The sequence below is a fragment of the Marinigracilibium pacificum genome, assembly GCF_012926615.1.
Lineage (GTDB): Bacteria > Bacteroidota > Bacteroidia > Cytophagales > Cyclobacteriaceae > Mangrovivirga > Mangrovivirga pacifica.
This window is the reverse complement of sequence record NZ_JABBNU010000008.1, coordinates 100,647-125,370: the sequence shown is the minus strand read 5'-3', so window position 1 is coordinate 125,370 and position 24,724 is coordinate 100,647. Positions and strand designations below refer to the sequence as shown.

The window sequence follows — 24,724 nt, the reverse complement described above, 5'->3', positions numbered from 1 at the left end:
ATGGCAAAGGAGATTAGTGGTTACCTGAAGTTACAAGTAAAGGGTGGACAAGCCAATCCATCTCCACCCATCGGTCCGGCTCTTGGTGCTAAGGGTCTCAACATAATGGACTTCTGCAAGCAGTTTAACGCTCGTACGCAAGAGAAGCAGGGAATGGTTCTACCAGTGGTAGTAACTATTTATACTGACAAGTCTTTCGACTTTGTCATTAAAACTCCTCCTGCTGCGATCTTGTTAATGGAAGCTGCAAAGGTGAAGAAGGGTTCAGCTGAACCTAACCGAGCTAAAGTAGGGTCTGTATCTTGGGATCAAGTGAAAGAGATTGCTGAAACTAAAATGCAGGATTTAAATGCATTTACAGTTGAATCAGCAATGCGCATGATTGCAGGTACCGCAAGAAGTATGGGAATAAAGGTTCAGGGAAAAGCTCCTTGGGCATAATAATCTTAAGGTAACATGGCAAGATTAACAAAAAAACAAAAAGAAGCATTTTCTAAGTTAGATCCTGAGAAAGCTTACACCCTTGGTGAAGCTGCAGCGCTAGTAAAAGAAGTGAATTATGCTTCATTCGATGCTTCTGTTGATCTCGATATTCGTTTAGGAGTTGACCCACGTAAAGCCGATCAAATGGTTCGTGGTGTTGTGGCCCTTCCTCATGGTGTGGGTCGTGACGTACGCGTGTTGGTGTTGTGTACTCCTGATAAAGAAGAAGAGGCGAAGGAAGCAGGTGCTGATTATGTAGGACTTGACGATTACATTAAGAAAATCGAAGGTGGTTGGACTGATATCGACGTGATCATAACAATGCCGACTGTAATGCCTAAAATAGGTCGTTTAGGTCGTGTGTTAGGTCCTCGTGGTCTAATGCCTAACCCGAAAGCGGGTACGGTGACTCTTGATGTAGGAAAAGCTGTTCAGGAAGTTAAAGCGGGTAAAATCGACTTTAAAGTTGATAAATTCGGAATCGTTCACGCATCTATTGGACGTATATCATTTGATAATGATAAAATTCAAGAAAATGCTATTGAATTGATTCAGACAATCGCAAAGTTGAAACCTGCGTCAGCGAAGGGTACTTACTTCAAAGGGATTTCTATCTCTAGTACCATGAGTCCAGGTATCAAAATTGATAAAAACTCTATAGCAGGATTATAACCATGACTAGAGAAGAAAAAGCACAAGTAATAGAAAGTCTGGTTGAGAAGTTCAACAATAACCCGTTCTTCTACATCGCTGATGCTAGTGGGCTAACGGTTGGACAGATCAATGACTTTAGAAGGTTATGCTTTAAAGAAGGTGTTGAATATAAGGTAGTCAAAAATACATTGATCAAGAAAGCTCTTGAGCAAATGGAAGCTGATTTTACCGAGTTGGATGTAGCTTTAAAAGGATTCAGCGGAATTATTTTCTCACCTGAATCTAATAATGCACCAGCTAAAGTTATCAAGGACTTCAGAAGCAAACTAGGTAAGGGGGCTAAGAAACCTCTTTTAAAAGGTGCCTCAATCGATTCTGACATTTTTGTTGGTGACGAGCATCTTGAAACTCTTAGTAATCTTAAATCTAAAAATGAGCTTATCGGTGAAGTTATTACATTACTTCAGTCTCCAGCTAAAAACGTTATTTCAGCTCTTAAGAGCGGAGGTGATACAATTGGAGGTATCGTTAAGACATTACAAGATCGAGAAGCATAATTTCAATTATTTTACAAGTATTAATTTAGAAACAATTTAAATCGGGAATAAAATGGCAGATTTGAAAGAATTCGCTGAGCAGTTAGTAAACTTAACTGTAAAAGAAGTAAACGAATTAGCAGAAATCCTTAAGGAAGAGTATGGCATCGAGCCTGCTGCAGCTGCAGCTCCTGTTATGGTTGCTGGTGGCGCTGCTGCTGGTGGTGATGGTGAGGATGAGAAGTCTGAATTTGACGTAATCCTTAAGTCTGCTGGTGGTGCTAAACTTGCTGTTGTAAAACTAGTAAAAGAATTAACTGGTCTTGGTCTTAAAGAGGCTAAAGAATTAGTTGATGGCGCTCCAAAAGCAGTTAAAGAAGGTATGCCTAAAGATGAGGCAGAAAGCTTAAAGAAACAACTTGAAGAGGCTGGTGCTGAAGTTGAGTTGAAATAATTTGACCGTCTTGGTCAACCCTATTTAGGCCCTGATATTTTATTGGGGTCTTTTCCTGTTTGTACGAACATACAATGCTGAAGAGCATATGTGTCGGATTTCAGGAACTGAAGTCCGACACCTTTTGTAAAAACTTAAACTCTGATAGTCTTGGCTAATAAGATTCAAACCGAAAGAATTAATTTCTCATCTATAAAGTCAGTAATCGATTACCCTGATTTCTTGGATGTACAGTTACAGTCTTTCCGCGACTTCTTCCAATTGGATACAGCAGCGGAAAAGAGAAATCATGAAGGCCTCTATAAAGTTTTTATGGAGAACTTTCCTATTTCTGACTCTAGAGAAAATTTTGTTCTTGAATTCGTCGACTATACTATTGATCCGCCTAAATATTCCGTTCAGGAATGTATTGATCGTGGTCTGACGTATGCAGTAGCTCTTAAAGCTAAACTGCGCCTCTCTTGTAATGATGAGGATAATGAAGATTTTGAAACTATTGAACAGGAAGTGTTCCTAGGTAGCGTTCCTTTGATGACTGCTAAAGGATCTTTCGTGATCAATGGTGCTGAACGTGTGATCGTTTCTCAGCTTCACCGTTCTCCGGGTGTGTTCTTTGCTCAAAGTAAACACACTAACGGTACTACTCTATATTCAGCAAGAATTATCCCTTTCAAAGGTTCTTGGATAGAGTTTGCTACTGACGTTAATAACGTAATGTATGCCTATATTGACCGAAAGAAGAAGTTTCCGGTCACTACTCTTTTAAGAGCAATTGGCTTCGGATCTGATAAAGATATTCTAGATCTATTTGATCTTTCTGAAGAAATTGAAGCTACTAAGGCAAACCTTAAAAAAGTAACAGATAGAAAATTAGCTGCTAGAGTTTTACGTACTTGGACTGAAGATTTCGTAGATGAAGACACTGGTGAAGTGGTTTCAATTGACCGAAATGAAGTGATCCTTGAGCGTGATTCGATTCTGACTGAAGAAGATATTGAGTTAATCCTTGATGCTGGTGTGAAATCAATCATTCTACACAGAAAGGATGCTAACGTAACTGATTATTCAATAATATATAACACGCTTCAAAAAGATAATTCAAACTCTGAAAAAGAAGCTGTTGAAACTATATACAGACAATTAAGAAATACTGAAGCTCCGGATGAAGCTACTGCTAGAGAAATTATTCAAAACCTTTTCTTTAGTGACAAGCGTTATGATCTGGGTGAAGTAGGTCGTTACAGAATAAATACAAAGCTTGGTCTTGATCATTCTAAAGATTCAAGGGTATTAACAACTGAAGATATTATTCTTATTGTTAAATACCTTATCGGATTGATCAACAGTAAAGCTGTAGTTGATGATATTGACCACCTAAGTAATAGAAGGGTAAGAACTGTTGGTGAGCAGCTTTACTCTCAATTTGGTGTAGGTCTTGCTAGAATGGCACGTACTATAAAAGAAAGAATGAACGTACGTGATAATGAAGATTTCAAACCTGTTGATCTGATCAATGCCAGAACGTTATCTTCTGTTATCAATTCATTCTTTGGTACAAACCAATTATCTCAGTTTATGGATCAAACTAACCCATTGGCTGAGGTAACTCATAAAAGAAGAATGTCTGCATTAGGACCTGGTGGTCTTTCAAGAGAAAGAGCTGGTTTCGAGGTGCGAGACGTTCACTATACTCACTACGGTCGTCTATGTACAATTGAAACTCCTGAAGGTCCAAACATTGGTTTGATTTCTTCACTATGTGTTCATGCGAAAGTAAACAGTATGGGATTCATTGAAACTCCATACAGAAAAGTACAAGATGGAAAAGTAACTAATGATGTTATTTACCTGACTGCCGAAGAAGAAGATAATCACTACATAGCTCAGGCAAATGCGCCAATCACAGACAGTGGTGAATATGTAAATGATAGAGTTAAGGCTAGATATGAAGGTGACTTCCCAGTTATGGAGCCACACGAATTATCTTATATGGACGTTGCTCCTAACCAAATTGTATCGGTTGCAGCTTCGTTGATTCCTTTCCTTGAGCATGACGATGCTAACCGTGCCCTAATGGGATCAAACATGCAACGTCAGGCAGTTCCTTTATTAAGACCACAGGCACCAATAGTTGGTACTGGTCTTGAAAAGCGAGTTGCTTTAGACTCTAGAACTCTTATTGTAGCTGAAGCTGATGGAGAAATTGATTTCGTAGACTCTACAGTTATCAAAGTTCGTTATGACAGATCTGATAATGAAAGGCTTGTAAGCTTCGATGATGATGTTGTAACATATAAACTGATCAAATTTAGAAGAACTAACCAGGATACTAGCTTAAACCTTGTTCCAATTGTGAAGAAAGGTGAAAGAGTTGAAAAAGGACAGGTTCTTTGTGATGGTTATGCAACTGATCAGGGTGAGTTAGCACTTGGTAGAAATATGAAGGTTGCTTTCATGCCTTGGCAAGGTTACAACTTTGAGGATGCGATTGTAATTTCTGAGAAAGTTGTAAGAGATGATATATTTACCTCAATTCACATTGATGAATATGAATTAGAGGTTAGAGATACTAAACGAGGAGAAGAAGAATTAACTTCTGAAATTCCAAACGTTAGTGAAGAGGCTGTAAAGCATCTTGATGAAAATGGAGTTATCAGAGTTGGTGCTGAAGTTAAAGAAGGGGATATTCTAATTGGTAAGATCACTCCTAAAGGAGAAAGTGATCCGACTCCTGAAGAAAAATTACTACGCGCAATTTTTGGTGATAAGGCTGGTGATGTAAAAGATGCTTCACTTCGTGTACCACCATCAGTAAAAGGTGTAGTAATTGATACTAAACTTTTCTCTCGTCCGAAAAAAGATAAAGACTCAAGAGCTCGAGCTAAAAAGGATGTTCAAAACCTTATGGCAGAATACTCTAAGAATCTTAGAGGATTAAGAGCAAAAATGATTAATAAGCTTGTTTCACTTCTTGATGGAAAAACTTCTCAAGGTGTTAAGCATAAATTCGGTGATGAATTGATTAGCAAAGGCATGAAATTCAATCATCAGAATATTGAAAATAACCTTTTCCCTGAGAAAAACATATACAGAGACGAATCTGGATATGCAGTACCTGAAGAAGTAAACCTAATAGCTGATGTTATTTTAGAAGGATGGACAGATGATGAGGAAGCAAACGAATTGCTTGTTACTCTGGTTAAAAACTATCTGAATAGAAGAAATGAGCTTGCTGGTGAATTCAAAAGAGAAAGATTTACTCTTGAAGTTGGAGATGAGCTACCTGCTGGAATAGTTAGACTTGCTAAAGTTTATATTGCTAAGAAGCGTAAACTAAGAGTAGGTGATAAAATGGCAGGACGTCACGGTAACAAAGGTGTTGTTGCTAAGATAGTTAGATCAGAAGATATGCCATTCCTTGAGGATGGAACTCCGGTTGATATCGTGCTTAACCCGCTGGGTGTACCATCTCGTATGAACCTTGGACAGATTTATGAAACTGTTTTAGGTTGGGCAGGATTAAAGCTAGGTCGTAAGTATGCTACTCCGATTTTCGATGGTGCGTCTGCTGACGAAGTTGATGCAGAACTTAAGGAAGCTGGTCTTCCGGATTTAGGCAGAACTTATCTGCACGACGGATTATCTGGAGAGCGATTCGATCAGCCAACTACTGTGGGTGTAATTTATATGTTGAAACTAGGGCACCTTGTTGATGACAAGATGCACGCCCGTTCAATTGGACCTTACTCATTAATTACTCAGCAGCCACTTGGAGGTAAAGCTCAATTTGGTGGACAGAGATTTGGTGAGATGGAGGTATGGGCACTCGAAGCTTTTGGAGCGGCTAATATTCTACAAGAGATTTTGACTATTAAGTCGGATGACGTTGTAGGAAGAGCAAAAGCTTATGAGGCAATTGTTAAAGGTGATAATCTTCCAAGACCAAACATTCCTGAATCATTCAATGTATTGATTCATGAATTAAGAGGATTGGCTCTAGAAATTACGCTTCAGTAAAAATGTTAAATTAAGGCGATGTGCCTACCTATAGATAAGGAACATTATGGCATTTAGAAAAAACAAAAAAATCAACAATGACTTTTCAACGGTTACTATAAGCCTTGCTTCTCCGGAATCAATTCTGGAGAGCTCATTTGGCGAAGTAACTCAGCCGGAAACTATCAACTACAGAACTTATAAGCCTGAGATGGGCGGTCTGTTCTGTGAAAGAATTTTCGGTCCGGTCAAAGACTGGGAATGTCATTGCGGTAAATACAAAAGAATCAGATATAAAGGAATTATCTGTGACCGATGTGGTGTCGAGGTAACTGAAAAGAAGGTTCGACGTGAGCGCATGGGACATATCGAATTGGTAGTTCCTGTAGCACATATCTGGTATTTCCGATCGCTGCCTAATAAGATCGGGTATTTGTTGGGATTACCAACTAAAAAATTAGACCAGATTATTTATTATGAGCGCTATGTTGTTGTTCAGCCAGGTCTAAAGGCTGAAGACGGAATCGCTCAGATGGATTTCCTTACTGAGGATGAGTATCTGGATATTATGGACAAGTTGCCAAGAGAAAACCAACTTCTTGATGACAATGATCCTAATAAATTCATTGCTAGAATGGGTGCTGAAGGTATCGAGATGTTATTATCACGTCTTGATCTTGATGAACTTTCTTACCAGTTGCGTCATCAGGCTGCAACTGATACTTCTCAGCAAAGAAAGGCTGAAGCTCTTAAGAGACTTAAAGTAGTTGAGGCTTTTAGAGATGCGAAAACAAGAATTGAAAATCGTCCTGAGTGGATGGTTATCAGAATGGTTCCAGTAATTCCACCGGAATTAAGACCTCTTGTTCCTCTTGATGGAGGAAGATTCGCTACTTCTGACCTTAATGACCTTTACAGAAGAGTTATCATTAGAAATAACCGTCTTAAAAGATTAATTGACATTAAGGCACCTGAAGTAATCCTACGTAACGAAAAACGTATGCTTCAGGAAGCGGTTGATTCATTATTTGATAATAGCCGTAAAGTTAATGCTGTAAGATCTGATGGAAACAGAGCATTGAAATCTTTAAGTGATATGCTTAAAGGTAAGCAAGGTCGATTCCGTCAAAACTTACTTGGTAAAAGGGTTGACTACTCTGGCCGTTCGGTAATTGTCGTAGGACCAGAATTGAAATTGCATGAATGTGGTCTTCCAAAAGATATGGCTGCTGAGCTTTTCAAACCTTTTATCATTAGAAAATTAATTGAAAGAGGAATTGTTAAGACTGTTAAGTCTGCAAAGAAAATAGTTGATAGAAAAGATCCTGTTGTTTGGGATATCCTTGAAAATGTATTGAAAGGACACCCAGTATTACTTAACAGGGCTCCAACTCTTCACAGACTTGGTATTCAGGCTTTCCAACCAAAATTAATTGAAGGTAAAGCGATTCAGTTACACCCATTAGTATGTACTGCATTTAACGCCGACTTTGATGGTGACCAGATGGCTGTTCACGTTCCTCTTGGACATGAAGCTATTCTAGAAGCGTCAATTTTGATGTTGTCATCTCACAATATTCTGAACCCTGCAAACGGAGCTCCAATTGCTGTACCTTCTCAGGATATGGTACTTGGTCTTTATTATGTAACTAAAGGAAGAAGATCTACTGAAGATCATCCAGTTGCTGGTGAAGGAATGACTTTCTATGGTGCAGAAGAAGTTATCATTGCTCTTAACGAAAAGAGGATTTCTAAGCATGCATGGATAAAAGTTAAGGCAAAGGTTAGAAATGCTAATGGTGAACTTGAAGAAAAGTTAATAGAAACTGTTGCAGGTCGAGTATTGTTCAACCAACATGTTCCAGAAGAAGTAGGATATGTTAATGAACTGTTATCGAAAAAGAAACTTCAGCAGATTATAGCTAGAGTATTTAAGATTGCCGGTATGGCAAAAACTGCTCATTTCCTTGATGATATTAAAGAATTAGGATTCCAGATGGCTTACAAAGGTGGTCTGTCAATGGGACTTGGAGATATCATTATTCCTGAAGCTAAGGATGTATTAGTAGTTAAAGCTAAGGAAGAAGTAGATGTAGTTTGGAACAACTACTTAATGGGTCTTATCACTGACAATGAGCGTTATAACCAGGTTATTGATATCTGGACAAGAATTAACTCTCAGTTGACAAATACTTTGATGACTCAGCTTGAAGAAGACAATCAAGGATTCAACAGTATATACATGATGATGCATTCTGGTGCCAGAGGTTCAAGAGAGCAGATCAGACAGCTTGGAGGAATGAGGGGGCTAATGGCTAAACCACAGAAAAACTTAAGTGGTTCTGTTGGAGCTATTATTGAAAACCCGATTCTTTCAAACTTTAAAGAAGGTCTAGATGTAATTGAGTACTTTATTTCAACTCACGGTGCTCGTAAAGGTCTTGCCGATACTGCACTTAAAACTGCGGATGCTGGTTATTTAACTCGTCGTCTTGTTGATGTTGCTCAAGACCTTGTAATCACGGAAGAAGACTGTGGTACATTAAGAGGTTTGGCTGTTTCAGCACTAAAAGATAATGAAGAAGTAGTTGAATCACTTGCGGAGAGAATTGAAGGTAGAGTAACAGTTCATGATGTTTACCATCCGGAGACTGATGAACTGATTATTGCTTCAGGTGAGCCTATTACTGATGAAATAGCTGAATATATAGAAGAAGCAGGTGTTGAAGAGGTCGAAATCAGATCACTTCTTACTTGTGAAACAAGACAAGGTGGTTGTGCTAAATGTTACGGTAGAAACCTTTCATCTGGAAACATGGTTCAGAAGGGTGAAGCTGTTGGTGTAATTGCTGCTCAATCAATTGGTGAGCCAGGAACACAGCTTACACTTAGAACATTCCACGTTGGGGGTACTGCATCAAACATTGCTGTTGATGCAAAAATTATGGCTCGTAACTCTGGTATTATCGAATTTGAAGAGCTTCGTGCGATCAAAACTAAAGACGAAGAAGGCAAGAACATTGAAATTGTTATGAGCCGAATGACTGAGGTTAAGATCATCGATCCTAAATCGAAAATGATGCTAAGCAGTAACCACGTTCCTTATGGAGCAACTCTTACTGTTAAAGAAGGAGATAAGGTAGAGAAAGGTCAGGAGCTATGTTTCTGGGATCCTTATAACGCAGTTATCCTTTCTGAATTTGATGGTAGCATCACGTTTGAGAGTATTGAAGAAGGTATTACCTATAAAGAAGAGTCCGATGAACAAACAGGACACAGAGAGAAGGTAATTATCGAAACAAGAGATAAAACTAAAAACCCAACGGTAATCGTTAATCCTTCTAAAGGAGATTCAAAAGGGTATAACATTCCTGTAGGAGCTCACCTTGCAGTTGACGAAGGACAAACAATCAAAGCCGGACAAATTCTGGCCAAGATTCCTCGTACAGCTGGTAAATCAAGAGATATTACAGGGGGTCTTCCAAGAGTAACTGAGCTATTTGAGGCTCGTAACCCTTCAAACCCTGCTGTTGTTTCTGAAATTGATGGAGTTGTTACTTATGGAACAATCAAACGTGGTAACAGAGAGATCTATATCGAATCTAAAGATGGTGTTAAGAAGCGTTACATGGTGCCTCTATCTAAGCACATCTTGGTTCAGGATGGAGACTTTGTGAAAGCTGGTTACCCATTATCTGATGGAGCTATTACTCCAAATGATATCCTTTCGATCAAAGGACCAAAAGCTGTTCAGGAATATCTTGTAAACGAAGTACAGGAAGTATATAGATTACAAGGTGTTAAGATAAACGATAAGCACATTGAAGCTATCGTAAGACAAATGATGCAGAAGGTACAAGTAATTGATGCTGGTGATACAAGCTTCCTTGTAAATCAGGTTGTAGACAGATTCTCATTTGCTGATGAAAATGATACTATGCTTGATAAGAAAGTTGTTACTGATTCTGGTGAAAGTTCTTCAATGAAACCGGGAATGATAATTACGGCCCGTCAGTTAAGAGATGAGAACTCAATGCTTAAGAGAAAAGATTTGAAAACTGTTCAGGTAAGAGATGCTCAGCCTGCGGTATCAAGAACTATTCTTCAAGGTATTACACAAGCGTCTCTTGGTACTGAAAGTTTCATTTCAGCTGCATCATTCCAGGAAACCACTAAAGTGCTTTCAGAGGCATCTATATGGGGTAAACGAGATCATCTACTTGGATTAAAAGAAAACGTAATTGTTGGACACCTGATTCCTGCAGGAACTGGTATCCGTGATTATGACAAGTTGATCGTTGCTCCAAAAGATGAATACGAAGCAATGATGGCTGGAAAAAGAGAACGTAGTGAGAGAGAAGCGGTAAACTAATGACCGCAATTAATTACAAATAAAATTTCAGGCACCCCGAAATATTTCAGGGTGCCTGTTTATTAACCCCGAATCATAATGGCTGAAGAAAAAGATAAACAAGGACAAAATCAGATTAATATTGAACTTTCGGAAGAGATTGCTGAAGGAGTCTATGCTAATCTGGCTATGATAGCACATTCAAATAGTGAGTTTGTTATCGATTTTATCCGCCTTATGCCAGGTGTTCCAAAGGCAAAGGTAAAATCTAGAGTTGTAATTACGCCAGAGCATGCTAAGCGACTTTTGAATGCATTAGCTGACAATATTGATAAGTATGAAAATACTTACGGTCCAATAAAAAACAGTCAGGAAACGCCGAAATTTCCGATGAATTTTGGGGGGACAATGGGAGAAGCATAGTTAAGGAAAGTGGGATAATACACTGTTTACGAAGAATTACTTAAAATTTACTCGGTAAGCTTTGGATAATCCTCTGATTTTCCTACCTTTGCAATCCAAAATTTCGATAGGTCTATATAAAAATTAAACAGAGAGAGTTAAATGCCTACTATACAGCAATTAGTAAGAAAAGGTAGAAAAAAGTTAACCTCAAAATCAAAATCTCCTGCTTTGGACTCATGTCCACAAAGGAGAGGGGTTTGTACAAGGGTTTACACTACCACTCCAAAAAAACCTAACTCTGCGATGCGTAAAGTGGCAAGGGTAAGGTTGACAAATGGAAAAGAAGTTAACGCATATATCCCGGGAGAGGGGCACAACTTGCAGGAGCACTCAATCGTGCTTATTCGTGGTGGTCGTGTAAAAGATCTTCCAGGTGTAAGGTATCACATTATTCGTGGTGCACTAGATACTGCAGGAGTAAACGGACGTTTACAGGCTCGTTCAAAATATGGTGCTAAGAGGCCTAAAAAATAATTTAAGCAATGAGAAAAGCAAAACCTAAAAAGAGATACATCCTTCCGGATCCAAAATTTCAAGATACTCTAGTGACGAAATTCGTTAACTATTTAATGGTTGACGGTAAAAAATCATTATCGTATTCGATTTTCTATGATGCAATAGATATCGTGAGCGAAAAAACTGGAGAGAATGGTTTAGAGGTTTGGAAGAAAGCGCTTAATAACGTTATGCCTTCTGTCGAGGTAAAAAGTAGAAGAGTTGGTGGTGCGACATTCCAGGTACCTATGGAGGTAAGACCTGAAAGAAGGACTTCATTAGGTATTAAGTGGATGATCAGCTACGCTCGTTCTCGAAATGAGAAAACGATGGTAGAAAGATTGGCTAATGAAATCGTTGCGGCTTCAAAAGGTGAAGGTGCTGCCATCAAGAAGAAAGATGATACTCACCGTATGGCAGAAGCTAATAAAGCTTTTTCACACTTCAGATTCTAATAGGATATTAAAATGGCTAAAAAAGATTTAACCTACCTTCGTAATATCGGTATCATGGCTCACATTGATGCCGGGAAAACGACAACGACTGAGAGAATCCTTTTCTATACTGGTCTAAGTCATAAAATTGGTGAGGTGCACGATGGTGCAGCTACAATGGACTGGATGGAACAGGAGCAGGAGCGTGGTATTACTATTACCTCTGCTGCAACAACAACATTCTGGAAGTACCCTACTAAGCAGGGACAACCAATTGACGAAACAAAAGAGTATAAAGTTAACATCATTGATACTCCAGGTCACGTTGACTTTACTGTAGAAGTAGAGCGTTCATTACGTGTACTTGATGGAGCTGTTGCTCTTTTTTGTGCCGTGTCAGGTGTTGAGCCTCAGTCAGAAACTGTATGGAGACAAGCTGATAAGTACCGTGTTCCTAGAATCTGTTTTGTTAATAAAATGGACCGTGCCGGTGCTGACTTCTTCAACGTTGTAAATGAGATTAAAGATAAGCTTGGTGCTAACCCTGTACCTCTTCAAGTACCTATCGGAGCTGAGGACACTTTCAAAGGTGTAGTTGATCTTATCACTAACAAAGCAATCATCTGGAACGAAGAAGATTTCGGAATGACATACGATGTTGTTGATATTCCTGCTGATATCGAAGATACAGTTATGGAGTGGAAGCAAAATCTTGTTGAAGCAGTTGCAGAATATGATGATGCTCTTTTAGAGAAATTCTTTGATGATCCGGATTCTATTACTGAAGAAGAAATGATGGCTGCAATCAGAAAAGCAGTTATCGACATGTCTATGTCTCCAGTAATGTGCGGATCTGCATTTAAAAATAAAGGTGTTCAGGCGGTACTTGATGCAGTTTGTGCATACTTGCCTTCTCCTTATGACCTTCCTCCTGTAACAGGAACTAATCCAGATACCGAGAAAGAAGAAACTAGAAATCCTGATAACGAAGAGCCATTTGCTGCACTTGCATTTAAAATTGCTACTGACCCTTTCGTAGGTAGATTAGCATTTATGCGTGTGTATTCTGGTACACTTGATTCAGGTTCTTATATATTAAATAACCGTACTGGTAAAAAAGAGCGTATATCTCGTTTGATGCAGATGCACTCTAACAAGCAAAACCCTATCGATAAGGTTGAAGCTGGTGATATTTGTGCTGGTGTAGGTTTTAAAGATATTAAAACAGGTGACTCTCTAACTAGTGAGAAGAATCCATTGATCCTTGAAGCAATGGAATTCCCTGAGCCGGTTATTGGATACGCAATCGAGCCTAAGACTCAAGCTGACGTAGATAAATTAGGAACAGCTATTTCTAAGCTTGTTGAAGAAGATCCTACTTTACGTGTAGAAACTGATCAGGAAACTGGACAGACTGTACTTAGAGGTATGGGTGAACTTCACCTTGAGATTATCATTGATCGTATGAGACGTGAGTTCAAGGTTGAGATTAACCAGGGTGCTCCTCAGGTTGCTTACAAAGAATCTGTTACAGGTTATGTTGAGCACAAAGAGGTTTACAAGAAGCAAAGTGGTGGTAAAGGTAAGTTCGCTGATATCGTATTCGAATTAGGACCTGCAAAAGAGGATGAAACTCTAGAGAAAAATGCTAAAGACGGTCTACAGTTTGATAACAAGATTGTTGGTGGTGTTATCCCTAAAGAATTTATTCCTGCAATTGAAAAGGGATTCAGAGAAGCAATGAAAAACGGTCCTTTGGCTGGTTTCCCTGTTGATACTTTATATGTACGATTATTCCACGGTTCATTCCACGATGTTGACTCTGATGCGTTATCATTCGAATTAGCTGCAAGAATTGGTTTTAAAACTGCTGCTGCTAAGGCATCTCCTCAGCTTCTTGAACCAATCATGAAGGTTGAAGTTGTTACTCCTGAAGAGTTTACTGGTCCTATTACTGGTGACTTGAACAAGAGAAGAGGTATCATGAAAGGAATGGATACTAAAGGCGGAGCTCAAATCATCAAAGCTGATGTGCCTTTATCAGAACTATTCGGTTATGTTACTGACCTGAGAACAATTTCTTCAGGTAGAGCTACTGCTTCATTAGTGTTCTCACATTATGATGCAGTCCCTAAAAACATTGCTGAGACAGTAATCGCTGAAACTAAAGGTACAGCCGTTTAAAAAACTGAATTATGACACAGAAAATAAGAATAAAACTTAAGTCATACGATCATAACCTGGTTGATAAATCATCAGAGAAGATCGTACGTGCTGTAAAAACTACTGGTGCAGTAGTAAGTGGTCCGATTCCTCTTCCAACAGAGAAGGACATCTTTACAGTGTTACGTTCTCCACACGTAAACAAGAAGTCAAGAGAGCAATTCCAGCTTTGCACTTATAAAAGATTAGTCGATATCTATTCTAACAGTGCTAAGACAGTTGACGCTCTTATGAAACTTGAATTACCAAGTGGTGTTGACGTAGAGATTAAAGTTTGATAGAATCTCACTCAAAAAATAGAAAGAACCAATCATTGTATTGGTTCTTTTTTTATTGTCTAAAATCAAGTAAAGTAATTATTTGATAATTAGTTTTTTTTAATCATATAAATTTCTATCTTTGCAGTCCTTTTGCGTGGTTTATCCGCAACTCGTTGTGCAAAAGGGAGTTAAAAATATAAGAAATGTCAGGAATAATTGGTAGAAAAATCGGAATGACTAGCATTTACGGTGCCGATGGACGAAACGTCGCATGCACGGTGATAGAGGCTGGTCCTTGTGTTATTACACAAGTGAAGAATGAAGAAACTGACGGCTACAATGCTGTGCAATTAGCATATGGTGAGCGTAAAGAAAAGCGTACACCTCAAGCATTGTTAGGGCACTTTAAAAAAGCAGATACTACTCCTAAAGCTAAAGTAGTAGAATTCAGAGACTTCCGTCTTGAATTCGAAGGAGGTGTCGAGCTTGGTAAAGAAGTCAGTGTAAAAGACGTATTCGAGGAAGGCGATTTCCTTGATGTAAAAGGCGTAAGCAAAGGTAAAGGTTTTCAAGGTGTGGTTAAACGTCACGGATTTGGTGGTGTAGGTCAGGCAACTCATGGTCAGCACAACCGTCTAAGAGCACCTGGATCAATCGGTGCAGCTTCATACCCTGCGAGAGTATTCAAAGGTGTTCGTATGGCTGGACAAACCGGAAACAAATCAGTTAAGGTGACGAACTTAAAAGTAATGAAGATTCTTCCAGAAGAGAATCTAATTCTTGTTAGTGGTTCGGTACCCGGTGCAAAAAATTCATACTTAATTCTAGAGAAGTAAGATCATGGAAATAACAGTATTATCAAAAACCGGAGAGGATACGGGCAGAAAGGTTAAGTTGGCTGATTCAGTTTTTGGGATTGAACCAAATGACCACGCAATATATCTTGATGTGAAACAATACCTTGCTAATCAAAGACAAGGAACGCACAAGTCAAAAGAGCGTGCTGAGATCACTGGTTCTACCAGAAAACTTAAGAAACAAAAAGGTACAGGTACTGCTCGTGCTGGTAGTATAAAATCTCCTGTTTTCAAAGGTGGTGGACGTGTATTCGGTCCAAGACCAAGAAACTATGGATTTAAACTTAACAAGAAGGTTAAGGAATTAGCGCGAAAAAGTGCTTTAGCATATAAAGCAAAAGATTCAGCTATTACAGTATTAGAAGGATTAACTTTTGATGCTCCTAAGACAAAAGATTATTTAGCAATGCTAAATGCTCTGTCATTAGCTGATAAGAAGACATTAGTTGTAATAGATACTGCAGATAAGAATTTATACTTATCAAGCAGAAATGTGCAAAAGACTGATGTTATTACGTGTGATGAACTGAGCACGTATAAAGTGATAAATGCTGACACGCTGATTATTAGCGAAGGCAGTGTAGAAAAATTGGAAAAACTTTTTAATAAGTAAGCCATGAGCGTACTGATTAAACCTATTGTGACCGAAAAGGTCTCGGAGATGAACGAAAGTGGCAAGTATGGCTTCGTAGTAAGTCGAAAAGCCAATAAGCTGCAAATAAAAAAGGCTGTTGAACAAGCCTACGGCGTATCTGTTGAAGCCGTTAACACAATAAATGTACTTGGAAAGAAAAAAACGAGATATACAAAGTCTCAGATTCTTTCAGGAAGAAAACCTTCTTACAAGAAAGCAATTGTTACAGTTGCGGAAGGTGAAGTAATAGATTTTTACAGTGGTATATAACAACTGAGAAATGGCAGTTAAAAAATTAAGACCGGTAACTCCGGGACAACGATACAGATTAGCTCCTGTTTACAGTGCTATCAGCAAAGAGGCTCCAGAGAAATCTCTTGTTGTTGGTAAGACTAAATCAGGTGGCCGTAATAACCAGGGACGTATGACAATGCGTTACATTGGTGGTGGTCATAAGCAAAAATATAGAATTGTAGATTTTAAAAGAGATAAGAGAGACATACCTGCTACGGTAAAGGCTATCCAATACGATCCGAACCGTACAGCTTTCATCGCGTTGTTGTACTATGCTGATGGAGAGAAGAGATATATTCTTGCTCCTGAAGGATTAAAAGAAGGACAACAAATCATCGCTGGTGCAAGTGTAGCTCCTGAGGTAGGAAATGCTCTACCATTATCTAGCATTCCTCTAGGTACAATCATTCATAATGTTGAATTACAGCCTGGAAAAGGTGCTTCAATGGTTAGAAGTGCAGGATCTTATGCTCAGCTTTTAGCTCGTGAAGGAAACTATGCTACAATTAAGCTTCCTTCAGGTGAAACAAGAAGAGTATTAACCAGATGTTTTGCTACGATTGGTGCTGTTAGTAATTCTGATCACATGAATGTGAGATTAGGAAAAGCAGGTCGTAACAGATGGTTAGGAAGACGTCCACGTGTACGTGGTGTAGTTATGAACCCTGTTGATCACCCAATGGGTGGTGGTGAAGGTCGTTCTTCTGGAGGACATCCAAGATCAAGAAACGGTCTATACACTAAAGGTTTGAAGACTCGTAAACCAAAGAAATACTCTGACAGATTAATCATCAGTAGAAGGAAGAAAAAATAATTATGGCTAGATCATTAAAAAAAGGACCATATATTGATTTCAGGCTCGAAAAGAAAGTAGATGCCATGAATGAAAGCGGCAAAAAATCAGTGATCAAGACCTGGTCAAGAAGATCAATGATTTCGCCGGATTTTGTAGGATTCACATTTGCGGTCCACAACGGAAATAAATTTATCCCTGTTTATGTTACTGAAAACATGGTAGGACATAAATTAGGTGAATTTGCCCCAACACGTACCTACAGAGGGCATGTGAATAAAAAGGATAAAGGCAAACGATAAGCGGTTAAAAGATGGAAGCAATAGCTAAATTAAACAATGTGCCTACTTCACCACGCAAGATGCGTCTTGTTGCGGATATGATCCGTGGAGAAAGAGTGAACAGAGCCTTGAATATATTAAAGTTTGATTCCAAGCATGGTTCTGCCAAGCTTGAAAAATTGTTACTTTCTGCTATCGCAAATTGGCAACAAAAAAATGAAGATGCTGATTTGGAAGAAGCTGACTTATATGTTAAGACAATCTTCGTAGATAGTGGTCGTATGCTTAAGCGACTTCGTCCGGCTCCACAAGGCCGTGCACACCGTATTAGAAAGCGCTCTAATCACGTAACAATTGTGGTTGATAGCCTTCAGTCGGTAGATCACACAGCAGAAAATAATCAGGAAAAAGATAACAACGAATAGGAATGGGACAAAAAGTAAATCCTATAGGTCTTAGACTTGGAATAATCAAAGGTTGGGATTCTGCCTGGTTTGGAGGTAAGGACTTCAGCGATAAGCTAGTAGAAGACCACAAAATAAGACAATATGTAGCAGCTAGGATACCAAAAGGTGGTATCTCTAAAGTAGTTATAGAACGCACCCTTAAGCGTATCACACTTACCATTCACACTGCCCGCCCCGGAGTCGTTATCGGGAAAGGTGGCTCTGAAGTTGACAGGATCAAAGAAGAGCTTAAAAAGTTAACTGGTAAAGATGTTCAGATCAATATCTTTGAGATCAAACGCCCAGAGTTAGATGCCAAACTTGTAGGCGACAGCATTGCACAACAGCTTAAAGCTCGTATCTCTTACAGAAGAGCTATGAAACAAGCTATTTCTTCTGCAATGAGAGTTGGAGCTCAAGGAATTAAGATCAAAGTTAGCGGACGTCTTGGTGGCGCTGAAATGGCTCGTACTGAGCAATATAAAGAAGGTCGTATCCCTTTGCATACCCTACGTGCAGATATCGACTATCACGTTTCTGAAGCCGATACAGTTTATGGTATTATCGGTATTAAAGTTTGGATCTTTAAAGGTGAAGTGTTCGGCAAGCGTGATTTATCACCTAATGTTGGAGGTGGTTCAAATCAAGGTAATAACAACAGCGGAGGCGGTAGAAAACGTCAACGTAGAAAACGCTAACCGACGCAGGTTTTAAATGATTGCTGAACGTTAACAAATTTTAAAAATGTTACAACCTAAAAGAACAAAATTTAGAAAGCAGCAGAAGGGTAGAGTTAAAGGAATAGCTCAACGTGGTTATACCATTGCATTTGGTTCTTTTGCGATTAAATCGCTTGAGCCAGGATGGATCACATCTCGCCAAATCGAAGCTGCTCGTATCGCGATGACCCGTGCAATGAAACGTCAGGGTCAAGTATGGATTCGTATCTTCCCGGATAAGCCTATTACAAAGAAACCTGCAGAGGTTCGTATGGGTAAGGGTAAAGGTGCTCCAGAGTATTGGGTGGCTACAGTTAAGCCTGGAACAATCTTATTCGAAGCTGGTGGAGTGCCACGTGCACTTGCTCAGGAAGCAATGAGATTAGCTCAGCAAAAGCTACCTATCAGTACAAAATTTGTTGTAAGAAGAGACTATACTGAATAAGGGTATGAAAACGAGTGAAATTAAATCTCTGACAGCCGAAGAGCTACAAGCTCGAATTAACGAGGAAACCGAATCATTGAGCAAACTTAAATTTGCTCATGAAATATCTCCAATTGAAAATCCAATGAAGATTAGAGAAACAAGAAGGTTAATAGCTCGTCTTAATACAGAACTCAGAGCAAAAGAAATTGCTAAATAAGGTAAAAGGCAATGGAGAAACGAAATTTAAGAAAAGAAAGAATAGGTAAAGTTGTTAGCAATAAAATGCAGAAGACTATTACCATTTCTGTAGATCGTAAAGAAAAACATCCTATCTACGGTAAATTTGTTGGTAAGACCAGCAAATTCACTGCGCACGATGAGAATAATGAGTGCGGAATAGGAGATATAGTAAGAATCATGGAAACTCGACCTATGTCAAAAAACAAAAGGTGGAGATTAGTAGAAATCATTGAGAGAGCGAAGTAATCATGATACAGCAAGAGTCTAGACTTAACGTTGCAGATAACAGTGGTGCTAAAGAGGTACTTTGTATAAGAGTACTTGGCGGTACTGGAAAGCGATACGCTTCTGTTGGTGATAAGATCATCGTTACAGTAAAATCTGCACTATCATCAAGCAACCTGAAAAAAGGTACAGTTTCAAGAGCTGTTGTTGTTCGTACGAAGAAAGAGGTACGTCGTAAAGACGGATCTTATATTCGCTTCGAAGACAATGCCGCTGTGCTGCTGAATAACAATGACGAGCCTAGAGGAACCCGTATTTTCGGGCCTGTTGCACGTGAACTTCGTGAAAGGCAATTCATGAAAATTGTTTCTTTAGCTCCTGAAGTACTTTAAGTTATGAAGAACGCACACAAAACAAATAAATTCCACATCCGTAAGGGTGATACTGTTAAAGTTATTGCTGGAAATAACAACGGTAAAGAAGGAAAAGTTCTAGAGGTGATCCCTTCAAAATATCGTGCCATCGTTGAAGGTGTTAATATTGTTACTAAACATGTTAAGCCATCAGCTACTAAGCCAGAAGGCGGTATCGAAAAGGTTGAAGCACCTATTCACATGAGCAACCTAATGTTGGTTGATCCAGCAACTGGCGAGCCTACTAAAGTAGGACGTAAAGTTGATGAAAACGGTAAACTACAACGTTATTCTAAAAAAACCGGAGAGGTAATTAAAAATGGCTAATCCTAGATTAAAAGATAAATATCTAAACGAGATTTCACCTGCACTGAAAGAAAAGTTTCAGTACAAATCTGTAATGCAGGTGCCTAAGATCACCAAGATTTGTATCAACAAAGGTATTGGTGCTGCTGTTGCCGATAAAAAATTAGTTGATGTTGGTGTTGAAGAGTTAACTGCCATCACCGGTCAGAAAGCTGTAGCTACTATAGCGAAAAATTCTGTCTCTAACTTTAAGCTAAGAGAAGGAATGCCAATCGGAGCAAAAGTTACTTTGAGAGGTGAGCGCATGTATGAATTCCTTGATAGATTATTAAACATTGCTTTACCTCGTGTAAGAGACTTCCGTGGTGTAAGTGATAAAGGTTTTGATGGTCGTGGAAACTATACATTGGGCGTAAAAGAGCAGATTATTTTCCCTGAAATCAGTATCGATCAGGTTAAAAAAATAAACGGAATGGATATTACGTTTGTTACTACTGCCGAAACTGACGAAGAATGTTACGAACTGTTGAAAGCGCTTGGAATGCCTTTCGTAAACAAAAACAAATAAGAAATTATGGCAAGAGAAGCATTAAAAGCTCGTGAAAGAAAGCGTGAAAGACTTGTAGCAAAGTACGCTAAGAAACGCGCAGAACTTAAGGCTGCAGGCGATTACGTTGGACTGGATAAACTTCCAAGAAATGCCTCTCCGGTTAGATTACACAACAGATGTAAATTAACCGGCCGTCCTAAAGGTTACATGAGAAAGTTTGGTATCTCAAGGGTAACATTTAGAGAAATGGCTCTGGAAGGTAAAATTCCGGGTGTAACTAAAGCAAGCTGGTAATTATCAGCGCTTTTATTTTATTTATAAGAAAAGTTCTTTATCTTTGCACGCCTGTTTCAAATCAGGCTTAACGATATTATTGATTAAAGATGACTGATCCAATAGCAGATTATTTAACAAGGATTAGAAACGCGCAGAAAGCTAACCACCGTGTGGTAGAGCTTCCGGCTTCGAATATTAAGAAGGAATTGACTAAAATCCTTCATGACAAAGGGTATATCCAGGGATATAAATTCGAAGATGATGTGAATGTACAGGGCACAATTAAAATCGCGTTAAAGTATAACCCTGTAACCAAGGCTCCTGCTATCGTTCATCTAGAGCGTGTTAGTAAGCCTGGTTTGAGAAAATATGCGCAAGCCTCCGAATTACCACGTGTATTAAACGGACTTGGTGTAGCTATCATTTCTACTAGTAAAGGAGTGATGACTGACAAGGAAGCACGTACACAGAATATCGGTGGTGAAGTTTTATGCTACGTATACTAATAAGGAAATTATGTCACGAATTGGTAAAAAACCGATAAATATACCTGAAGGTGTAACAATAACTCACAAACCTGGAGAAGTAACTGTCAAAGGACCGAAAGGCGAATTGACTCAGGTTTTGAGCGAGGAGATAAGTGTGTCTATCGAGGATGGAGTAGTTTCATTTGAGCGTCCATCTGAGCAAAAGAAGCATAAGGCAATGCACGGTTTAACTCGTGCATTAGTTGCCAACATGATCGAGGGTGTTACAGCCGGGTATAAAAAAGAACTAGAACTTGTGGGTGTAGGTTACAAAGCTGCAGCTCAAGGTCAGTTACTAGAACTTAACCTAGGTTACTCTCACAGTATTTTCTTTGAGATACCTGAAGAGGTTAAGGTGAATGCTGCTACTGAAAAAGGTAAAAACCCTATCGTAACTCTTGAAAGTAACGATAAGCAATTAATCGGGCAGGTTGCAGCTAAAATTAGATCACTAAGAAAAGTTGAACCTTACAAAGGTAAAGGTATTCGCTTTGTAGGTGAAAGAATTAGACGTAAAGCAGGTAAAACAGCTGCTAAATAATAAGAAGTAATATGGCTATTAAGAAATATAACCGCAGATTACGAATAAGAAGAGGAATACGTAAAAAAATTAGTGGTACAGCTGAGCGTCCTCGTTTGAGCGTATACAAAAGTAATACGTCAATTTATGCTCAGTTAATCGATGACATCAACGGTAACACTCTTGCATTTGCTTCTTCAAAAGAGTTGAATCCTTCAAAGAAGAACTTCAATGTAGAAGATGCAAGTACTGTAGGTAAAAAACTTGCTGAAAAAGCAAAATCAAATGGCATCGAGACTATCGTGTTCGATCGTAGTGGATACCGCTACCATGGCAGAATAAAGTCACTAGCAGATGGTGCTAGAGAAGGAGGCCTAAAATTCTAAGAATATGTCACAAAGTAGTACAATAAGATCAGTAAAAGCGAGTGAATTGGACCTGAAAGAAAGGGTCGTTGCAATTAAGCGTGTAGCTAAAGTAGTAAAAGGTGGTAGACGTTTCAGTTTCTCTGCAATTGTTGTAGTAGGAGATGGTAACGGAGTAGTAGGTTACGGATTAGGTAAAGCTAATGAAGTAACTGATGCTATCACAAAAGGCATTGACGATGCTAAAAAGAATCTGATCAAAGTCCCTGTACTAAAAGGATCTGTTCCTCACGAAACCGTTGGTAAATACGGTGGTGGACTAGTATTGATCAAACCTGCATCTCACGGTACTGGAGTAATCGCCGGTGGTGCTATGCGTGCTGTACTTGAAAGTGCAGGAATTACAGACGTACTCGCTAAATCAAAAGGGTCATCAAACCCACATAACGTAGTTAAGGCAACTTTCAATGGATTGTCAAAATTACGTGATGCCTACACTGTGGCACAAACAAGAGGTGTTGAACTTGAAAAAGTTTTTAACGGTTAAAGATTATGGCGAAGGTTAAAATAACGCAAGTAAGAAGTACGATTGGTCGTCCAAAAAGACAGGTTAGAACTATTGAAGCTCTGGGCCTAGGACGTATCAACAAATCCGTAGAGGTAGAAAAAACTCCTCAAATAGCGGGTATGATCAATAAAGTTAGTCACTTGGTAAATGTAACTGAGATATGAAATTACATACTTTAAAACCAGCCGCAGGATCAACTAAAAGTACTAAACGTATTGGTAGAGGTCAGGGTTCAGGACATGGTGGAACGTCAACAAGAGGACATAAAGGTGCTAAATCTAGATCAGGATATAGCAGCAAAGCAGGATTTGAAGGTGGTCAGATGCCTCTTCAAAGAAGGGTTCCAAAGTTTGGCTTCAGAAATCCTAACAGAGTTGAATACAAGCCAGTTAACTTGTACCAATTACAAGAGTTAGCTGATAACAAAAAAATAGAAACTGTAGATCTCCAAGTTTTGATCGATAATGGCTTCGCTCAGAAAAATGATTTGATCAAAATTCTTGGTAAAGGAGAATTAAAGGCTAAATTAGCGGTTACTGCTCATAAATTTTCAGCTTCAGCTAAAGAAGCTATTGAAAAGGCAGGAGGAACAGTAACAACACTTTAATTAGAGGAATGAAAAAGTTTATTACGACCATTAGGAACATTTTTTCGATTGAGGAACTAAGAACTAGGATCCTTAATACCCTTGGCTTTTTAATTATTTTCCGCCTTGGGTCTTTTATCGTTTTACCTGGCGTTAATCCAGACCTATTACCTGAACAAGCAGACGGAATTTTCGGTCTCTTAGACAGCTTTTTAGGTGGAGCATTTAATAATGCAGCGATTTTTGGCCTTGGTATTATGCCTTATATTTCGGCATCGATCGTAGTTCAATTGCTAACCATAGCAATACCTCATTTCCAGAGATTGCAAAAAGAAGGGGAGAGCGGTCGTAAAAGATTGACTCAGATCACAAGAGTTTTAACTATTATAATAACATTGGGTCAATCAATTGGTTACCTTACGGCTTATATTCCGAAGGAAGCAGTGGTTGTTGACCCATTGTTTTTCAAAATAAGTTCTGCCATCATTCTTACTTCAGGAACTATGTTCTGTATGTGGCTTGGTGAAAGAATTACTGATAAAGGTATTGGAAATGGTATTTCGATGTTAATTATGATCGGTATCATTTCAAGATTCCCTAATTCACTAATCTTTGAAGCTACTTCAAAAGGTGATCAGGGAGGGATAATTCTTTTCGTTATTGAAATGGTGGCTCTATTCTTTGTAGTTATGGCTGTTGTAGCTCTAACTAAAGCTGTAAGAAGAATTCCTGTAAATTATGCAAAAGCGCATGTATCTGGAGGAAGAGCTTATGGAGGACAGAGACAGTATATTCCACTTAAGGTAAATAGTTCTGGTGTAATGCCTATCATCTTTGCTCAGGCATTGATGTTCTTACCCGCACTTTTTGCTCAACCTTTTCAGGACACAGATCTGGGTAACTATTTTGTTACTACGTTCTCAAATTACCAGACACCAGTATATAATATCACTTTTGCTATATTAATTATTCTATTTACTTTCTTCTATACAGCAATCACAGTTAATCCAACTGAAATTGCCGATGGTTTAAAGAGAAATGGTGGATTTATTCCAGGTGTTAAACCAGGTAAGGATACCTCAGAGTATTTAGATAGTGTATTAACTAAAATCACTCTACCAGGATCATTATTCTTAGCGATTGTAGCAATTTTACCAGCATTCGCAACATTAGCAGGTGTTTCACCAATGTTCTCACAGTTTTATGGTGGAACCAGCTTATTGATCATGGTTGGTGTAATTCTGGATACTCTACAGCAAATTGAAAGTTATTTATTAATGCGCCATTACGAAGGGTTGATGAAATCTGGGAAAGTTAAAGGGCGCTCAGAAGCAGCTGCTGTCTAA

The 24,724-nt window shown here is 38.8% G+C and carries 32 protein-coding genes; all 32 read left to right on the top strand.

Annotation, left to right across the window (positions count from 1 at the left end; genetic code table 11):
- The 32 genes from rplK (at position 1) to secY (ending at position 24,724) form a co-directional block, all read left to right on the top strand.
- The gene (rplK, locus tag HH304_RS13630; RefSeq protein WP_169682568.1) at positions 1 to 441 is read left to right on the top strand and encodes a 50S ribosomal protein L11; all 441 of its coding nucleotides are present in this window, start codon (positions 1 to 3) and stop codon (positions 439 to 441) included.
- A 15-nt stretch (positions 442 to 456) separates the two neighbouring features.
- The gene (gene rplA / locus HH304_RS13625) at positions 457 to 1,155 is read left to right on the top strand and encodes a 50S ribosomal protein L1 (RefSeq protein WP_169682566.1); all 699 of its coding nucleotides are present in this window, start codon (positions 457 to 459) and stop codon (positions 1,153 to 1,155) included.
- A gap of 2 nt (positions 1,156 to 1,157) precedes the next feature.
- Entirely contained in the window at positions 1,158 to 1,694 is a 537-nt protein-coding gene (rplJ, locus tag HH304_RS13620) for a 50S ribosomal protein L10 (protein WP_169682564.1), read from the top strand.
- Between the two features lie 52 nt (positions 1,695 to 1,746).
- Positions 1,747 to 2,127: a 50S ribosomal protein L7/L12 gene (gene rplL / locus HH304_RS13615; RefSeq protein ID WP_169682562.1), complete on the top strand. Its 381-nt coding sequence runs from the start codon at positions 1,747 to 1,749 to the stop codon at positions 2,125 to 2,127.
- A gap of 150 nt (positions 2,128 to 2,277) precedes the next feature.
- Entirely contained in the window at positions 2,278 to 6,144 is a 3,867-nt protein-coding gene (gene rpoB, locus HH304_RS13610) for a DNA-directed RNA polymerase subunit beta (protein WP_169682561.1), read from the top strand.
- Positions 6,145 to 6,190: 46 nt separating this feature from the next.
- Positions 6,191 to 10,495 (top strand): DNA-directed RNA polymerase subunit beta', encoded by a 4,305-nt coding sequence (rpoC, locus tag HH304_RS13605; protein ID WP_169682559.1) that lies wholly within the window; start codon positions 6,191 to 6,193, stop codon positions 10,493 to 10,495.
- Positions 10,496 to 10,573: 78 nt separating this feature from the next.
- Positions 10,574 to 10,897: a DUF3467 domain-containing protein gene (locus HH304_RS13600; RefSeq protein ID WP_169682557.1), complete on the top strand. Its 324-nt coding sequence runs from the start codon at positions 10,574 to 10,576 to the stop codon at positions 10,895 to 10,897.
- Between the two features lie 141 nt (positions 10,898 to 11,038).
- Positions 11,039 to 11,413 (top strand): 30S ribosomal protein S12, encoded by a 375-nt coding sequence (gene rpsL / locus HH304_RS13595; protein ID WP_169682555.1) that lies wholly within the window; start codon positions 11,039 to 11,041, stop codon positions 11,411 to 11,413.
- A gap of 8 nt (positions 11,414 to 11,421) precedes the next feature.
- Positions 11,422 to 11,889, top strand: a complete 468-nt coding sequence (rpsG, locus tag HH304_RS13590) for a 30S ribosomal protein S7 (RefSeq protein ID WP_169682553.1) — start codon at positions 11,422 to 11,424, stop codon at positions 11,887 to 11,889.
- Positions 11,890 to 11,901: 12 nt separating this feature from the next.
- Complete coding sequence (gene fusA, locus HH304_RS13585; RefSeq protein WP_169682551.1) at positions 11,902 to 14,052, top strand: elongation factor G; 2,151 nt, start codon at positions 11,902 to 11,904, stop codon at positions 14,050 to 14,052.
- An 11-nt stretch (positions 14,053 to 14,063) separates the two neighbouring features.
- On the top strand, positions 14,064 to 14,369 hold the full coding sequence (gene rpsJ, locus HH304_RS13580; RefSeq protein ID WP_137089622.1) for a 30S ribosomal protein S10: 306 nt from the start codon (positions 14,064 to 14,066) through the stop codon (positions 14,367 to 14,369).
- 185 nt (positions 14,370 to 14,554) lie between these two features.
- Positions 14,555 to 15,187, top strand: a complete 633-nt coding sequence (gene rplC, locus HH304_RS13575; protein ID WP_169682548.1) for a 50S ribosomal protein L3 — start codon at positions 14,555 to 14,557, stop codon at positions 15,185 to 15,187.
- A gap of 4 nt (positions 15,188 to 15,191) precedes the next feature.
- A complete protein-coding gene (gene rplD / locus HH304_RS13570; RefSeq protein ID WP_169682546.1) occupies positions 15,192 to 15,821 on the top strand; it encodes a 50S ribosomal protein L4 in 630 nt (209 codons plus the stop codon).
- Between the two features lie 3 nt (positions 15,822 to 15,824).
- Positions 15,825 to 16,112, top strand: a complete 288-nt coding sequence (gene rplW, locus HH304_RS13565; protein ID WP_169682544.1) for a 50S ribosomal protein L23 — start codon at positions 15,825 to 15,827, stop codon at positions 16,110 to 16,112.
- A gap of 10 nt (positions 16,113 to 16,122) precedes the next feature.
- A complete protein-coding gene (gene rplB / locus HH304_RS13560; RefSeq protein WP_169682543.1) occupies positions 16,123 to 16,950 on the top strand; it encodes a 50S ribosomal protein L2 in 828 nt (275 codons plus the stop codon).
- 2 nt (positions 16,951 to 16,952) lie between these two features.
- Positions 16,953 to 17,231, top strand: coding sequence for a 30S ribosomal protein S19 (gene rpsS / locus HH304_RS13555; RefSeq protein ID WP_169682541.1), 279 nt, complete (start codon positions 16,953 to 16,955; stop codon positions 17,229 to 17,231).
- A gap of 11 nt (positions 17,232 to 17,242) precedes the next feature.
- Positions 17,243 to 17,635: a 50S ribosomal protein L22 gene (gene rplV / locus HH304_RS13550; RefSeq protein WP_169682539.1), complete on the top strand. Its 393-nt coding sequence runs from the start codon at positions 17,243 to 17,245 to the stop codon at positions 17,633 to 17,635.
- A 2-nt stretch (positions 17,636 to 17,637) separates the two neighbouring features.
- Positions 17,638 to 18,354 carry a 30S ribosomal protein S3 gene (gene rpsC, locus HH304_RS13545; protein WP_169682537.1) on the top strand — a complete coding sequence of 239 codons (717 nt, stop codon included), beginning with the start codon at positions 17,638 to 17,640 and terminating at the stop codon, positions 18,352 to 18,354.
- Positions 18,355 to 18,400: 46 nt separating this feature from the next.
- Positions 18,401 to 18,820, top strand: a complete 420-nt coding sequence (gene rplP, locus HH304_RS13540) for a 50S ribosomal protein L16 (RefSeq protein ID WP_169682536.1) — start codon at positions 18,401 to 18,403, stop codon at positions 18,818 to 18,820.
- Positions 18,821 to 18,824: 4 nt separating this feature from the next.
- Positions 18,825 to 19,019 (top strand): 50S ribosomal protein L29, encoded by a 195-nt coding sequence (gene rpmC, locus HH304_RS13535; protein ID WP_169682534.1) that lies wholly within the window; start codon positions 18,825 to 18,827, stop codon positions 19,017 to 19,019.
- Positions 19,020 to 19,030: 11 nt separating this feature from the next.
- The gene (rpsQ, locus tag HH304_RS13530; RefSeq protein WP_169682532.1) at positions 19,031 to 19,288 is read left to right on the top strand and encodes a 30S ribosomal protein S17; all 258 of its coding nucleotides are present in this window, start codon (positions 19,031 to 19,033) and stop codon (positions 19,286 to 19,288) included.
- Positions 19,289 to 19,290: 2 nt separating this feature from the next.
- On the top strand, positions 19,291 to 19,659 hold the full coding sequence (gene rplN, locus HH304_RS13525) for a 50S ribosomal protein L14 (protein WP_137089632.1): 369 nt from the start codon (positions 19,291 to 19,293) through the stop codon (positions 19,657 to 19,659).
- A gap of 3 nt (positions 19,660 to 19,662) precedes the next feature.
- Positions 19,663 to 20,007 carry a 50S ribosomal protein L24 gene (rplX, locus tag HH304_RS13520; protein WP_169682530.1) on the top strand — a complete coding sequence of 115 codons (345 nt, stop codon included), beginning with the start codon at positions 19,663 to 19,665 and terminating at the stop codon, positions 20,005 to 20,007.
- A complete protein-coding gene (gene rplE, locus HH304_RS13515; RefSeq protein WP_169682528.1) occupies positions 20,000 to 20,554 on the top strand; it encodes a 50S ribosomal protein L5 in 555 nt (184 codons plus the stop codon). Before rplX ends, rplE begins: the two co-directional genes overlap by 8 nt.
- 6 nt (positions 20,555 to 20,560) lie before the next feature.
- A complete protein-coding gene (rpsN, locus tag HH304_RS13510; protein ID WP_169682526.1) occupies positions 20,561 to 20,830 on the top strand; it encodes a 30S ribosomal protein S14 in 270 nt (89 codons plus the stop codon).
- An 89-nt stretch (positions 20,831 to 20,919) separates the two neighbouring features.
- Positions 20,920 to 21,318: a 30S ribosomal protein S8 gene (gene rpsH / locus HH304_RS13505; protein ID WP_169682524.1), complete on the top strand. Its 399-nt coding sequence runs from the start codon at positions 20,920 to 20,922 to the stop codon at positions 21,316 to 21,318.
- 10 nt (positions 21,319 to 21,328) lie between these two features.
- Positions 21,329 to 21,880 carry a 50S ribosomal protein L6 gene (gene rplF, locus HH304_RS13500; protein WP_169682522.1) on the top strand — a complete coding sequence of 184 codons (552 nt, stop codon included), beginning with the start codon at positions 21,329 to 21,331 and terminating at the stop codon, positions 21,878 to 21,880.
- Positions 21,881 to 21,891: 11 nt separating this feature from the next.
- Positions 21,892 to 22,245: a 50S ribosomal protein L18 gene (gene rplR / locus HH304_RS13495; RefSeq protein WP_169682520.1), complete on the top strand. Its 354-nt coding sequence runs from the start codon at positions 21,892 to 21,894 to the stop codon at positions 22,243 to 22,245.
- Positions 22,246 to 22,249: 4 nt separating this feature from the next.
- Entirely contained in the window at positions 22,250 to 22,771 is a 522-nt protein-coding gene (rpsE, locus tag HH304_RS13490) for a 30S ribosomal protein S5 (protein WP_169682519.1), read from the top strand.
- Positions 22,772 to 22,776: 5 nt separating this feature from the next.
- The gene (gene rpmD / locus HH304_RS13485) at positions 22,777 to 22,956 is read left to right on the top strand and encodes a 50S ribosomal protein L30 (RefSeq protein WP_169682517.1); all 180 of its coding nucleotides are present in this window, start codon (positions 22,777 to 22,779) and stop codon (positions 22,954 to 22,956) included.
- Positions 22,953 to 23,399, top strand: a complete 447-nt coding sequence (rplO, locus tag HH304_RS13480) for a 50S ribosomal protein L15 (RefSeq protein WP_169682515.1) — start codon at positions 22,953 to 22,955, stop codon at positions 23,397 to 23,399. Before rpmD ends, rplO begins: the two co-directional genes overlap by 4 nt.
- Before the next feature lie 8 nt (positions 23,400 to 23,407).
- Entirely contained in the window at positions 23,408 to 24,724 is a 1,317-nt protein-coding gene (gene secY / locus HH304_RS13475; protein ID WP_169682513.1) for a preprotein translocase subunit SecY, read from the top strand.

Coding starts and splice junctions, on each gene's coding strand:
- rplK (WP_169682568.1), top strand. CDS start 1: ATGGCAAAGGAGATTAGTGGTTACCTGAAGTTACAAGTAAAGGGTGGA.
- rplA (WP_169682566.1), top strand. CDS start 457: ATGGCAAGATTAACAAAAAAACAAAAAGAAGCATTTTCTAAGTTAGAT.
- rplJ (WP_169682564.1), top strand. CDS start 1,158: ATGACTAGAGAAGAAAAAGCACAAGTAATAGAAAGTCTGGTTGAGAAG.
- rplL (WP_169682562.1), top strand. CDS start 1,747: ATGGCAGATTTGAAAGAATTCGCTGAGCAGTTAGTAAACTTAACTGTA.
- rpoC (WP_169682559.1), top strand. CDS start 6,191: ATGGCATTTAGAAAAAACAAAAAAATCAACAATGACTTTTCAACGGTT.
- HH304_RS13600 (WP_169682557.1), top strand. CDS start 10,574: ATGGCTGAAGAAAAAGATAAACAAGGACAAAATCAGATTAATATTGAA.
- rpsL (WP_169682555.1), top strand. CDS start 11,039: ATGCCTACTATACAGCAATTAGTAAGAAAAGGTAGAAAAAAGTTAACC.
- rpsG (WP_169682553.1), top strand. CDS start 11,422: ATGAGAAAAGCAAAACCTAAAAAGAGATACATCCTTCCGGATCCAAAA.
- fusA (WP_169682551.1), top strand. CDS start 11,902: ATGGCTAAAAAAGATTTAACCTACCTTCGTAATATCGGTATCATGGCT.
- rpsJ (WP_137089622.1), top strand. CDS start 14,064: ATGACACAGAAAATAAGAATAAAACTTAAGTCATACGATCATAACCTG.
- rplC (WP_169682548.1), top strand. CDS start 14,555: ATGTCAGGAATAATTGGTAGAAAAATCGGAATGACTAGCATTTACGGT.
- rplD (WP_169682546.1), top strand. CDS start 15,192: ATGGAAATAACAGTATTATCAAAAACCGGAGAGGATACGGGCAGAAAG.
- rplW (WP_169682544.1), top strand. CDS start 15,825: ATGAGCGTACTGATTAAACCTATTGTGACCGAAAAGGTCTCGGAGATG.
- rplB (WP_169682543.1), top strand. CDS start 16,123: ATGGCAGTTAAAAAATTAAGACCGGTAACTCCGGGACAACGATACAGA.
- rpsS (WP_169682541.1), top strand. CDS start 16,953: ATGGCTAGATCATTAAAAAAAGGACCATATATTGATTTCAGGCTCGAA.
- rplV (WP_169682539.1), top strand. CDS start 17,243: ATGGAAGCAATAGCTAAATTAAACAATGTGCCTACTTCACCACGCAAG.
- rpsC (WP_169682537.1), top strand. CDS start 17,638: ATGGGACAAAAAGTAAATCCTATAGGTCTTAGACTTGGAATAATCAAA.
- rplP (WP_169682536.1), top strand. CDS start 18,401: ATGTTACAACCTAAAAGAACAAAATTTAGAAAGCAGCAGAAGGGTAGA.
- rpmC (WP_169682534.1), top strand. CDS start 18,825: ATGAAAACGAGTGAAATTAAATCTCTGACAGCCGAAGAGCTACAAGCT.
- rpsQ (WP_169682532.1), top strand. CDS start 19,031: ATGGAGAAACGAAATTTAAGAAAAGAAAGAATAGGTAAAGTTGTTAGC.
- rplN (WP_137089632.1), top strand. CDS start 19,291: ATGATACAGCAAGAGTCTAGACTTAACGTTGCAGATAACAGTGGTGCT.
- rplX (WP_169682530.1), top strand. CDS start 19,663: ATGAAGAACGCACACAAAACAAATAAATTCCACATCCGTAAGGGTGAT.
- rplE (WP_169682528.1), top strand. CDS start 20,000: ATGGCTAATCCTAGATTAAAAGATAAATATCTAAACGAGATTTCACCT.
- rpsN (WP_169682526.1), top strand. CDS start 20,561: ATGGCAAGAGAAGCATTAAAAGCTCGTGAAAGAAAGCGTGAAAGACTT.
- rpsH (WP_169682524.1), top strand. CDS start 20,920: ATGACTGATCCAATAGCAGATTATTTAACAAGGATTAGAAACGCGCAG.
- rplF (WP_169682522.1), top strand. CDS start 21,329: ATGTCACGAATTGGTAAAAAACCGATAAATATACCTGAAGGTGTAACA.
- rplR (WP_169682520.1), top strand. CDS start 21,892: ATGGCTATTAAGAAATATAACCGCAGATTACGAATAAGAAGAGGAATA.
- rpsE (WP_169682519.1), top strand. CDS start 22,250: ATGTCACAAAGTAGTACAATAAGATCAGTAAAAGCGAGTGAATTGGAC.
- rpmD (WP_169682517.1), top strand. CDS start 22,777: ATGGCGAAGGTTAAAATAACGCAAGTAAGAAGTACGATTGGTCGTCCA.
- rplO (WP_169682515.1), top strand. CDS start 22,953: ATGAAATTACATACTTTAAAACCAGCCGCAGGATCAACTAAAAGTACT.
- secY (WP_169682513.1), top strand. CDS start 23,408: ATGAAAAAGTTTATTACGACCATTAGGAACATTTTTTCGATTGAGGAA.